The organism is Legionella sp. (assembly GCF_965140895.1).
In the GTDB taxonomy this organism is placed as follows: domain Bacteria; phylum Pseudomonadota; class Gammaproteobacteria; order Legionellales; family Legionellaceae; genus Legionella.
In genome coordinates, this window is sequence record NZ_CBCSKT010000095.1 from 33,067 (window position 1) to 45,084 (window position 12,018).

The window sequence follows — 12,018 nt, forward strand, 5'->3', positions numbered from 1 at the left end:
ATCCTTTGTAGGTGTGGGTTAATACCGTACAAATATTGGCAATCGCCACCATATACGTTATCATCAAGGGATTCGATAAAACCTGAATAAAAATAAAAATGAACAGTAGCAAAACTAATTTCATCAAAGCATCTTTTTGCCTGTTTGCTGCATTTTCTGTGGCAGGCTGTGTTGATTTGTCGGGAGCTAAATATCATCCTGCCAAGAAAAAGCATCCGATGCAAACTAATGCCACGGGAAAAAAAGTAGCGCATACTAAAAACGCTCAACTCTATCGTGGTGAAGTTCATACCATGCTTGGAGGATTAGGGGTTTTCAGTACTGGCATGCAAGAGCTAAGTGACTCTGTTGAGGCGACTTATCACATTCCAGCTCCAAGCGGCATGTGGTATAATGCAGGTCTTGTATCTCGTACTCTTATTAGTAATCACTACAAAGATAAAAATCCTAAACCGATCGTTCTTGTTGGGCATTCTTTAGGGGCTAATGAACAAATCAAAGTAGCACGTAATTTAAATAAAGCAGGAGTTCCTGTGGATTTGCTTGTTACGGTTGATGCGGTGTCTCAAACCGTTGTACCGCCGAATGTGAAGCATGCAATGAATTTTTACAAAACAGGCTATGTACCCATGTTTAGTGGTTTAAGACTTCGAGCTGTTGATCCTGGCAAAACACAAATTGACAATATTGATGTTACAAGAATCAAAGGGGTAAATGTTAATCATTTCACAATTGATAAACATCCCGTGGTACAAGCAATGATAATGGAAGAAGTTAAAAAGGTAACAAGTAATGCAAATAGAGCAAAAGCCTAAGGATATTTGTCAGCAGCGAGTCTGTGTTATTGGTGCAGGTCCTAGTGGGCTTGCTGCAATTAAAAACTTGCAAGAGCAAGGGGTTTCTCAGATCACTGTATTTGAAAAAAATAATCAAATTGGTGGTAACTGGGTTTATGATGAAGATAACGATCATTCCAGTGTGTATGAAACGACGCACATTATTAGTTCCAAGCGTTGGTCCGAATTTGAAGATTTCCCAATGCCTGCATCCTATCCTGACTATCCTTCGCATAGGCAGGTTTTGGCTTATTTTCAGAATTATGCACGCCATTTCGATTTAGAGAAATACATAATTTTTAATACTACTGTATTAAAAATTATGCAAAACAGCCAAAAACAATGGCAGGTTACCTATCAAGATGAGCAGGGGACTCATGATGAGACTTTTGATTACCTTTTGGTCGCTAATGGGCATCACTGGGATCCGTTTATGCCAGAATATCCTGGCCATTTCACGGGTGAGTTCATTCATTCTCATCAATATAAGAAAGCCTCTGTTTTTTCTGGTAAGCGTGTTTTGGTTATTGGTGGGGGAAATTCTGCTTGTGATGTTGCTGTAGAAATATCAAGGGTATCTCCTGAAACGCATATTAGTATGCGTCGTGGCTATAATATTTTTCCAAAATTTGTGTTTGGTAAGCCTACGGATGTCGCCGTTGCGAAAACTCGATGGATGCCCGGGGGGATGCGCCAAAAGCTGTTTAAACTGGTTATTCGAGTAGTTCAGGGACGTTATGCTAAGTATAAGCTGTTGAGTCCTGATTGCGGACCTTTGGAAATTCATCCAACGATTAACTCTGAGTTATTGTATTTTATTCGTCATGGAAAAGTACGCCCGCAACCAGGGATTACTCATTTTGAAGGTAAAAAGGTACATTTTACTAATGGTGTGCAGCTTGAGTTTGATACGGTAATTTTTGCTACCGGTTATAAAATAAGCTTTCCCTTTATTGATAAGGAATTGATTGATTTTAGTGCTTCAACGAAGGTGCCTTTGTATCGTAAAATGATGCATGCCGATTTGGATAACCTTTATTTTATTGGTTTATGCCAACCACAAGGCTGCATCTGGCCATTAGCAGATCATCAAGCAAAGATTGTCGCGCGTATCATTACGGGCACATTGAAACGTCCTGAACAATTACACCAGAAAATTGAGCAGGAAATGAATAAACCCCATTACCGATTTAAGTCACACATGCGTCACGCTCTAGAGGTGGATTACCATATGTTTCGCCGCGAATTATTGGAAATGTTAGGTTAAATATACGTTCACGCAATCGCGCGTTCATCTACATGAATGTTTGCGATTGCGAAAAAATGCAAATCATCCCCAAGAACGGTGGCCTTTATTATCGTGGCGTAATACTGGATCGAAGCCTGAACCATTAATATTTACTTAAGTATTTTCTTGTACAATACGCACATCTTATTCATTACAAGTAAGGAATAATAGGATGCCAGTAAACAGGAAACTAATTTTAGGAATGCTTCGAGAAAATAATACACGAATCTATCAAGCAGTTTCTATTCATCAATTTGGCCCTACCTTACTACATGCCGTTGCAGATTATCCTGAGGTCTTAGCTCAAAATCTAGAATCATTAGCTGATAAAGGGCTGGCATCGGTAAAAACTAAAGATCACGCGGGTAATAGCGTATTACACAAAGCTGCAGGAAATCCACAGTCATTAAAAATAGTCCTGGAGCTATATCCTCAGGATGAATTACTCACCGCTTTGCGAGAAATTAACCACAATGGTGAAACCGTTTTGCATTTAGCGGCAAGAAATGAGCAATCATTGCAACTTCTTTCTTCTTATTTTTCTTCAAATGAACTGTTTACTACGGCACGAGAAAAGGATAAATCGGGTAACACGGTCTTACATTGCATAACAGCCAACGCGCCGGCTTTAAGTAAACTATTATCTTTTTACCCTGATATAGAACAAAAACGAAAAGCACTGCAAGAAAAAAATAAAAGTGGTGATACAGTGCTCCATAGTGCGGTTCCTTATACTGATTCCTTAATCCTTCTTTTCGCTTTAATTCATCAGAAAGAGCAAAAAGCGGTTCTTAACTTGAGAAACAATGATAGAGCTACGATCTTATTGCTTGCCTTAAATTACCCAGAAGCAATAACAGTTATTTTTAACTGGCTATTACCTGAACATCAGGCCTATGCAGTAACTGAGGGGGGGAAATATAGGTATGATCTATTGCACTGGGCAACGACTCCACAAGCCCTACAAACCATATTATCGTTTTTTACTGAAGAGCAATGTTTGTACTTTATTACAAGAACTGATGTGCACGGAAAGACTCTTTTAGCTAGAGCGATGAACAATACACCCAGACTATTAGCGATATTACAATGCTTTCCAGAGACAAAAAACTGGCAATTATGCACTCATCAGAAACATTTGACTCCCTGTTTAAATAATGAGAAAACTTTACAACAGTTGTTGACTTTGCATGTGCGAATTAATCAATTAAAAAGCTTTGGTATGCAAGCAGCAGGCATTAAGAATCCAGAGCATGATATTGTTGAGCTAGCGAATAGCTTAAGCGATTTAGTCGAAAAATTTGTCGATGCTAAAATTAATTCAAAACCTGAGAAAATAGTGTCAGTACAAACTCAATTTAAAGAGAAAATGGAGAATGCTTATAAGGAGTTACAAACCGATAAAGAGTTTCTCATGGCTATTTTTGCTAACCTGTTAATTGCCGCTACAGGTGTCGGTATCCTATTCATTGCAGCAAAATTCTTTCTCACTGGCAGTACCTTTTTTATGGAAACCAAGCGCCAGCAACAGGCAGGTCTCATTAATAAGTCCTTTCAAGAGATAAGTGCTCTAGCTGCGTTTCAAGCCTGACGAGAGGATGTGAGGGGCTTATGTGCTTCTTTATCGAATTTCTCTTAACCTAGTGATTTTTTCCTACTTTTTCATGGGGATTGGACTTTTCCACAGATTATTGCTCAATAAACGACCATTTATTCATTCCAAGTGCGAGGTATTATAACAGTAACTGAAAAGCTTGATAGATCTTGAATAACACGAACGAAACCAATGGATTTCGTTCGTATATTAAGAGCAGTATTAAGATATTTTACGTGATTCCTGGCGCTTGATTAAAGCGGTCATTAGTTTTTCAATATTGGTCGTATGAGGATTTTTTTGATCTAGAATAGCTTGTGTACGCTCTTCACAATATCCTTTTACTTCTTTATCTGGAAAGATATAAAATTTCTTTTGAGCTACTTCGTACACTATATGCTGCGCTATATCCATTGGGGGCCGTGAGTGAGCTAATAAGGATTTTAATGCGCCATGTAAGCTAGATTGGCTGTCCGCAGGATAGGATAACAATCCCGTATCAGTGAATGATGGAAATATTACAGAGACATCAACCGGTTTGTCTAAACGATTCAAATCAAAATATAAAGACTCCGATAAAGCCAAAGCCGCATGTTTGGACATGGAGTAGGGGGCTGTTTGTGAGCCTGCGCATAGAGCGTATAAGCTTGCCATGTTAATGATGTGTGAGCGAAAATTTTGCTGGAATAAAAAGGGGGTAAAGGCTTGGATTACATGAATCATTCCATGCAGGTTAACATTCATAACCTGTTTGACTTGCTCCGCATTTAAGTCCCAAACAGGGGCTAGTTCGCCAATAATGCCTGCATTATTATAGAGCCAATCAATACGACCTAACTCGCGTTGCGTTTGTTGAGCCAGAGCTTTTACCTCATCTGCCTGAGTCACATCGCAAGCAATGGCAATAATTTTTCTCTGGAATTTAGCTTGGAGACGTTCTGCTTCCTGATAGAGCTTAGTGCTGTCTTTATCAACCATAACCACAATATTGTCTTGTTCTAAGTGAACTTGGGTTAATGCTAAGCCTATACCATTAGCAGCACCGGTAATTACAGCTACTTTCATGTATAAAACACCTTTTTAGGTAAAACCCAATTTTGCTATACTTTAGCTATGAAGTGCAAATAATAAGGAGCTATTTTGAAAAACAGTGGTGAAATACCTGAACCTAATGAGATTCCTGACTCTCCTGATGAATATCCATCAAATCCAGAACCTATTGAGCCAGAGGATCCAAATCTTCCTGAACCGGAGCCATTAGAACCGCTGGAGCCATTTGCGGATTAAAAGGGGCGTGATAAGTCAAGAAATTTTACATTGACGCATAGGTTGGGCTAAGTGTCCAACCTAAATTAATGAACAAATAAATTATTATAAAAAATAGAAAGGTTATCCATAAAACGCCAAGGCATTTTTTTGCTCTTTCTGGATTTTTGTTGGTTAAAAAGAAGGAGTAAGCGCCTAAAAAACCACAAGAAGAACCCAAAAGTGTTCCGCCAATTACATCTACGAACCAGTGAACTTGCAGTAATACTCGTGAAATCGCTTGTAGCAAAATATACAAGCAGGCGAAGGCAATTACAGGCCATTTGGATTTTATTTGATTACAAATTAATGCTGTAATGAATATTGTATAGGTGGCGCATAATGTTACATGTCTACTTGGAAACGCATAGCTCTCAGATGCTTTCGTAAAAGGGACCTCTGGCCGGGGAATGGCAATGAAAAGTTTGAAAAAATAAGCAAGAAATGCAGCAAAGGCAATAATTCCTATTAAATGCATTGCTAAATTTGTTTCCTTTTTTAATAACAATATTACTCCCGCGCTCATGAACGCAGGGAGGATTATAAATTTGTTTCCGAATAAAGATATTAGTGTACTGAAAAAGTCTGTATACGAATTTTTTATTTTTTGACTTAGAATAAAAATATCATTATTAATTGACAAAAAAGAGGCGTGTTGACAGATAGCAAAGATAAGGCAGCCAAATAAGAAGAAACAAAATACCCCTATAAATAAATATATATCTTGTCTTTTCTCGTTCATCAATTTCCCTTGTAGCTATATAAGCTTTGATTTAATTTTATTACAGGCGAAATACGCAATAGTCTAAATAGCGCCTAAAACAAACCCCGTGAAGACTCCAGCACTCATCGACATAATTGAGGATAGATTTTGTGTGTAATGGTGGAGGGCTGGTATTTCATGAGTAATAATACTTCCGCCCACTAAAAACATGGCAATTGTTCTTATTATACTTAAAATTCTCATAAGTATACGCCAATAATCATACGTATTGAAAGTATGACCAATACTAGTATTTGATTCATTAATGATGAAGAGGCCAAAGCTTTTTATACGGTCGTTTATTTCCCAGTAATCAAATACTGCAAAGCTGAACCAATATCTTGTGCCCGCATTAAACTTTCCCCAATTAAAAACGTATTAATTCCATTAGCTTGCATTAAAGCAACGTCCATGTGAGTATTAATCCCACTTTCAGTAATAACGATTCTATCCTGAGGAACCAGGTCTTTTAAATTAATGCTTAACTGAATATCGGTTTTAAATGTATGTAGGCTACGGTTATTTATTCCCATAAGCGGTGTAGGCAAATGCAATGCGCGGTCTAACTCTTTTCGAGTATGGCTTTCCACGAGTACTGCCATATTTAATTCCTGCGCTAACCGACAATAATCAGCAAGTTGTGCATCATCGAGCAGGGCAACAATTAATAAAATACAATCTGCACCTAGTGATTGGCTTTCATAAATTTGGTATTCATCGAGGATAAAATCTTTGCGTAATACCGGTAAGTTACAATGCGATTTTGCAAGGGCTAAGTAATCTGGATGGCCTTGGAAGAATTCAATATCCGTAAGTACTGACAAACAACGAGCACCATGTTGCGCATAGATTTCAGCAATTTGCGCTACATCAAAGTCTTCTCTTATCAAACCTTTACTCGGTGAAGCACGTTTAATTTCGGCAATAATGGCTGGAGTTGTATTGTCTTTTAAGGCAGCAACAAAATCACGGCGTTCCCATTGGGCTTGTTCAAGCGAGCTTAATGGATGTAGTTTTTTTGCTTGGGCGACTTCATTTAATTTATGCTGGGCAATGCGTTCTAAAACACTATTCATGATGCGATTCTTCATTTAAAGTTTGAGTTAATTGGCAAAGTTGTTGAAAACATTGTGCGGCTCTACCACTATCCAAAGCTTCTTCAGCTAGTTCTAGAGCTTGGGCAAATGAACGTTCTTCTTTGGCGCAGTAAATTGCTGCCGCAGAGTTTAGCAATACCATATCGCGTGCGGCACCTTTCGCGCCTGAGAATACGGATTGGATAATTGTTAAACTTTGGCTTGGCGAATCAACAATAATTTCATCCAGTGAACTGTGGTGGATGTCATGCTCAGCAGGGATAATCGACCACTCCTTAAATGATCCTTGATAATATTCAATCACCTGGGTAGGTGCGACAATACTAATTTCATCCAAACCATCTTGCGAGCTAATCACTAAAGCGCGTTCACTTCCTAAGTTCGCAAGAACGGTAGCTAAAGGTTTCTGCCAGCTTGTTGAAAAAACGCCAACAACTTGTCTTTTTACGCGAGCGGGATTGATTAATGGTCCTAATAGATTAAATAAGGTACGAATACCTAATTGTTGGCGTGCAGTACGGGCGTGTTGCATAGCAGGGTGGTAACTGGGAGCAAATAAAAATGCAAGATTGCATTCCTGCATGCACGCTTTCATATGTTGGTCAGAAAGGTTGAGTACAAATCCTGCTTGCTCGAGCAAATCAGCACTACCACTGCGACTGGAAACAGAGCGATTGCCATGTTTGGCTACGGAAAATCCGGCAGCAGCAACCACAAAACTGCACGCTGTGGATACGTTAAACGTATTTTTACCATCACCGCCAGTACCCACAATATCAATTAAATTAGCCCCTAACTCAATTGTATGAGCTAACTCTTGCATCACCTTTGCTGCAGCGGTGAGTTCGCTTGCAGTTTCTCCCTTAGTGCGCATTAATGCTAAAAAGGTAGCGATTTGCAGGTCATTATATTGGCCAGACATGCAGGCATGAATTACGTCATGCATTTGCTCTGCATTTAATTCCTGCTTTGCGATTAACTGTTCAAATAGATGATTGGGTTTCATAGCTTAAAAAATTCTCTAATAATTGCTGACCATATTGACTTAAAATTGCTTCAGGGTGAAATTGTAGCCCAAAAACAGGATATTGACGATGCGAAATTGCCATAATTGTATTATCCACCCAAGCATCTATAGAAAAACAATCTGGCAAGCTGGATGCTTCAACGGCAAGAGAGTGGTAACGAGTTGCTTGAAACCCTACAGGGATATTATGAAAAAGGCCTCGTTGGCGATGCTGAATTTGCGAGGTTTTTCCATGCATGATTTCAGGAGCAGAGATAATCTGGCCACCAAATGCTTGTGCAATACATTGATGTCCTAAACAAACGCCTAAAATGGGAATTTCTTGATGGAACTCATGAATGGCGGCCAGAGAAATACCTGCATCATCAGGACCTTTAGGTCCTGGAGAAATAACCAGATACTCAGGGGTTAACTTACGTATTTCTTGGATGCTTATTTGATCATGCGTTGAAACACGTACTTCCTGATTTAAGCATTGAAAATATTGCACCAGGTTATAAGTAAATGAATCATAATTATCAATAATAAGTAGCATGATGATGGTCTATAAAGTAAAGTCTTCACCCAAATAAACTGCTCTAACTTGTTGATTTGCAAGGATGGTTTCTGGGGTTCCTTCGCATAATATTTTCCCCTGACTGACGATATAAGCTCGCTCACAAATATCTAGTGTTTCTCGGACATTGTGATCGGTAATTAAAACTCCAATGCCTTTATTGCATAAATGCTGAATAATTTTTTTAATATCAATTACGGAAATTGGATCGACCCCAGCAAAGGGTTCATCAAGAAGGATGAATGAGGGTTCAATTGCCAAGGCGCGGGCAATTTCTACACGTCGGCGTTCTCCTCCAGATAACGCCATACCCATGCTATTACTAATATGCGCAATATGAAATTCTTGCAGTAGTAGATCGAGTTTTTCTTCTCGAGCCTGCTCATTTAAATCCGGTCTAAGCTCTAAAATAGCCATAATATTTTCGGCGACCGTAAGCTTACGAAACACGGAAGCCTCTTGAGGCAAGTAGCTAATTCCCAAACGGGCACGTTGGTGCATGGCATTCGAGGTAATGTCTTGATTGTCGATGATAATTTGCCCCTCATCACAAGACTGTAAACCCACGATCATATAAAAGCAGGTGGTTTTTCCCGCACCATTAGGGCCTAATAAGCCTACACATTCACCTTTTTTGATGTGGATGCTTACTCCATTGACCACTGTTCGCGATTTAAATGATTTTTTTAGGTTTCGCGCTTCTAATAAATTCATAGAGATTTCTTTTCAGGATGATAAATTATAGTTATTCTTCGTTTTTTATCGCCATTAGACAGAACGTGCTGTTTGATGGTGTCATAGCGTATTCTAGCTGCTGAAAATGAGTCATTTCCTTGTTCTACCCGGGCATTCCCAATGAGCTCAATGATGTGAGTTAATGGGTAATAGCGTATGGTATCGGCATAGGCATGCATTTGAGGCTTCTTAGGATCGGTCGTTGTCCAATAATGTGCTTGCTTGCCATCACTGCCTTTGGCGATGGCTAAAACCAGCTGGTTTTTCTCGTTACCCTTAGTAATTGCTTTTGCTGCCTGTAGCTTGGTTGTGCCTTGTATTAATTCCACATTACCAATATAAACGCCTTTATGATTTTGCTGATTCAAATCCGCTGAATCCGCTTGCACGTGCATGACTTGCTCTCTATCAGTGGACAGGGCATAGCCAGGACATGCCAAAATGCATACAGCACTGTACAGAATACCTTTAACCATTTGCTGGAACATAGCTTCCTCGTGCTTGATGAAGTAATTCTACTCTTTTTTCATCCAGATAAGCATTCATGCCTTTGGATTGAATAATATTACCTGGTTGCTCGTAGGTTACAAGCAGATCGGTAGATGCTTTTTTCTCATTTGGATAATAAGTTACCTCTTCAGTTCTTAAGGTACTCCCTTGAACATTATCCCCTTTGGTTTGGTGGACAACCACATCACCTATGAAAACGATTCGCTGACCACCTTCAAAAGATTTGGCGTTATTGGAGCGGATATCCCAAGGCGGCTGCTGTTCTTGGCTCACTAAAATACGCGGTTTTTGAAAAAAATACACATCACCTTTTTGAATGTGTCGCATCTTTGGCGTGGCTAAAAGCGTTGTTAGCGTGCCTTTTTCATCAAATTGGCGTACTTTCACACGAGAAATGGTCGTATCAACGGAATTAGCTAAGGTTTCACTGTCCAAGCGCATGATGCCGGAAGAATGACTGTAATACCAGCCTGAACCTGCTAGAGCAATGAGTGTTAGAAAAAGCCAAATACCTTGTTTTGCTGCATTCATTATTTTAGATAACCTTTTATCGCCAAATCCATTTTGTTTTGCGCGTTAAGAATCAGGTCGCATAGTTCACGGACAGCACCGCGACCTCCAGGATGTTCAGTTTGCCAAACGGAAATTTCTTTAACTGCAGGTACGGCATTTGCTACAGCGACACCTAAGCCTACTTTTTGTATCAGCGGCATATCTGGAAGATCATCGCCAATATAAGCGAATTGTTCGTCTTCAAGACTTAATGTTTTTTTCAATTGCTCATAAGTATCTTGTTTATTTAACTGATCTTTGTAGTAATGCTTGATACCTAATTGTTGCATTCGATGATCCACGACCGCATTGCGGGAACCAGTAATCACTGCCACATCAATTCCTACAGCCATCAGTAATTTTAAACCTAGGCCATCATGGATGTGGAAGGTCTTAAGCTCATTAAAATGATTATCAATGTATAATAGGCCGTCTGTGAGTACGCCATCCATATCACAAATAAGGCATTTAATTTGTTGTGCTTTTTCAATTAATTTATTCATTTAAAAAACACCTGCTTTTAATAAATCATGAAGGTGAACTACCGCAACAGGGCGGTTATGCTCATCCGCTACAATTAATGATGTAATGCTGTGCTTTTGCATTACTGCTAATGCTTCAGCTGCAAGAACCCCTGGACGAATAGTACGTGCATTTTGGGTCATTACATCTTTTAGCTGTGTAGTATTTATATCACATTGTCGGGTTAAGGTGCGGCGAATGTCACCATCGGTATAGACACCAACCAGATAACCTTTGGAATCTGTAACGCAAGTCATCCCGAGTTTTTTATTCGTTACTTCAATTAATGCTTCGCTGATCGTTGCATTTTCATTAATTAATGGCAATTCATTGCCTTGATGCGCAACATCGTCAATGCGTAGTAACAGACGCTTGCCTAAAGAACCTCCTGGATGCGATAAAGCAAAATCCTCTTCGCTAAATCCGCGGGCTTGCAGTAGGGAAATGGCTAGGGCATCACCCATAACTAAAGCAACTGTAGTGCTGGTGGTTGGGGCAAGGCCTAAAGGACAAGCTTCTTGTTTGATGCTCACATCCAAATTGACATCTGCGGTACGGGCAAGAACCGATTCGCTATTACCTGTTAATGTAATTAAAGGGATTTCCATCCGCTTTAATAAAGGAAGCAGGGTAACGAGTTCTGAGGTATTGCCTGAGTTAGAAATAGCAATCACCGCATCTTGGCGGGTAATCATTCCTAAGTCGCCATGACTGGCTTCACCTGGGTGCATAAAAAACGAAGGGCTGCCTGTACTTGCTAATGTTGCGGCAATTTTATTGGCAATATGCCCTGACTTTCCCATTCCTGTAACAACAATTCGCCCTTGGCAGGCAAGCAGTAATTCACAGGCTTTGGCAAAGCGTTCATCAATACGTTGGGTTAGTTCGAAGACCGCTTGTGCCTCAGTTTCGATGACGGCAAGTCCAAGTGTGCAAAAATTCATAGGCTACTATTTGTTTCCTTTTTGTTTAGTTTTCATTCTAACATAATGACTCGTCGTTGCAAAACCGTGACATTTTTATGGGGCTATCTCGCCACAGTAAAGCATTATCGATGTACAATTCATTTATGAATGGCTTTAGGCATTCTTAGCCTGAAAGGCTATTGTAAGTGGGTAATTAAGATCAAATTTTATTTGTTATGTAGCGATGTTTCCTGGCAAGTTCTTGCAGTTAGTTAAGAAAAAGACGCAGAGATAGACCGTTCATCCATGCTCAATGTGTATTTTATTG

At 39.5% G+C, this 12,018-nt stretch carries 15 protein-coding genes; 4 read left to right on the forward strand and 11 right to left on the reverse strand.

The features are described 5' to 3' along the window. The first annotated feature begins 98 nt into the window (after positions 1–98). From ACQY7T_RS10410 to ACQY7T_RS10420, 3 genes are all read left to right on the forward strand, one after another. Complete coding sequence (locus ACQY7T_RS10410) at positions 99–815, forward strand: hypothetical protein (RefSeq protein WP_428413187.1); 717 nt, start codon at positions 99–101, stop codon at positions 813–815. Beyond that, positions 793–2,103 carry a flavin-containing monooxygenase gene (locus ACQY7T_RS10415; protein WP_428413188.1) on the forward strand — a complete coding sequence of 437 codons (1,311 nt, stop codon included), beginning with the start codon at positions 793–795 and terminating at the stop codon, positions 2,101–2,103. The genes ACQY7T_RS10410 and ACQY7T_RS10415 overlap by 23 nt, the downstream gene beginning before the upstream one ends. Positions 2,104–2,296: 193 nt before the next feature. Further along, a complete protein-coding gene (locus tag ACQY7T_RS10420) occupies positions 2,297–3,715 on the forward strand; it encodes a hypothetical protein (RefSeq protein ID WP_428413189.1) in 1,419 nt (472 codons plus the stop codon). Between the two features lie 225 nt (positions 3,716–3,940). Here the strand turns inward: ACQY7T_RS10420 and ACQY7T_RS10425 are convergent, their stop codons facing one another. Next, a complete protein-coding gene (locus ACQY7T_RS10425; RefSeq protein ID WP_428413190.1) occupies positions 3,941–4,783 on the reverse strand; it encodes an SDR family NAD(P)-dependent oxidoreductase in 843 nt (280 codons plus the stop codon). A 75-nt stretch (positions 4,784–4,858) separates the two neighbouring features. Between ACQY7T_RS10425 and ACQY7T_RS10430 the strand changes: the two genes are divergently transcribed. After that, entirely contained in the window at positions 4,859–5,005 is a 147-nt protein-coding gene (locus ACQY7T_RS10430; RefSeq protein ID WP_428413191.1) for a hypothetical protein, read from the forward strand. A 25-nt stretch (positions 5,006–5,030) separates the two neighbouring features. On the opposite strand, the gene ACQY7T_RS10435 is transcribed toward ACQY7T_RS10430, so the two are convergent. From ACQY7T_RS10435 to ACQY7T_RS10480, 10 genes are all read right to left on the reverse strand, one after another. Continuing rightward, positions 5,031–5,765 carry a phosphatase PAP2 family protein gene (locus tag ACQY7T_RS10435; RefSeq protein WP_428413192.1) on the reverse strand — a complete coding sequence of 245 codons (735 nt, stop codon included), beginning with the start codon at positions 5,763–5,765 and terminating at the stop codon, positions 5,031–5,033. Positions 5,766–5,828: 63 nt separating this feature from the next. Then, positions 5,829–6,089, reverse strand: a complete 261-nt coding sequence (locus tag ACQY7T_RS10440) for a DUF808 family protein (RefSeq protein WP_428413335.1) — start codon at positions 6,087–6,089, stop codon at positions 5,829–5,831. Further along, the gene (gene trpC / locus ACQY7T_RS10445) at positions 6,086–6,862 is read right to left on the reverse strand and encodes an indole-3-glycerol phosphate synthase TrpC (protein ID WP_428413193.1); all 777 of its coding nucleotides are present in this window, start codon (positions 6,860–6,862) and stop codon (positions 6,086–6,088) included. Before trpC ends, ACQY7T_RS10440 begins: the two co-directional genes overlap by 4 nt. Beyond that, positions 6,855–7,889, reverse strand: a complete 1,035-nt coding sequence (gene trpD, locus ACQY7T_RS10450; RefSeq protein WP_428413194.1) for an anthranilate phosphoribosyltransferase — start codon at positions 7,887–7,889, stop codon at positions 6,855–6,857. Before trpD ends, trpC begins: the two co-directional genes overlap by 8 nt. Then, on the reverse strand, positions 7,867–8,445 hold the full coding sequence (locus ACQY7T_RS10455; RefSeq protein WP_428413195.1) for an anthranilate synthase component II: 579 nt from the start codon (positions 8,443–8,445) through the stop codon (positions 7,867–7,869). The genes trpD and ACQY7T_RS10455 overlap by 23 nt, the downstream gene beginning before the upstream one ends. A 9-nt stretch (positions 8,446–8,454) precedes the next feature. After that, entirely contained in the window at positions 8,455–9,180 is a 726-nt protein-coding gene (gene lptB, locus ACQY7T_RS10460; protein WP_428413196.1) for an LPS export ABC transporter ATP-binding protein, read from the reverse strand. Continuing rightward, the gene (lptA, locus tag ACQY7T_RS10465) at positions 9,177–9,689 is read right to left on the reverse strand and encodes a lipopolysaccharide transport periplasmic protein LptA (RefSeq protein ID WP_428413197.1); all 513 of its coding nucleotides are present in this window, start codon (positions 9,687–9,689) and stop codon (positions 9,177–9,179) included. The genes lptB and lptA overlap by 4 nt, the downstream gene beginning before the upstream one ends. Continuing rightward, the gene (gene lptC / locus ACQY7T_RS10470; protein ID WP_428413198.1) at positions 9,670–10,242 is read right to left on the reverse strand and encodes an LPS export ABC transporter periplasmic protein LptC; all 573 of its coding nucleotides are present in this window, start codon (positions 10,240–10,242) and stop codon (positions 9,670–9,672) included. The genes lptA and lptC overlap by 20 nt, the downstream gene beginning before the upstream one ends. Continuing rightward, positions 10,242–10,766: a KdsC family phosphatase gene (locus ACQY7T_RS10475; RefSeq protein WP_428413199.1), complete on the reverse strand. Its 525-nt coding sequence runs from the start codon at positions 10,764–10,766 to the stop codon at positions 10,242–10,244. The genes lptC and ACQY7T_RS10475 overlap by 1 nt, the downstream gene beginning before the upstream one ends. Next, complete coding sequence (locus ACQY7T_RS10480) at positions 10,767–11,729, reverse strand: KpsF/GutQ family sugar-phosphate isomerase (RefSeq protein WP_428413200.1); 963 nt, start codon at positions 11,727–11,729, stop codon at positions 10,767–10,769. Between the last annotated feature and the right edge of the window lie 289 nt (positions 11,730–12,018).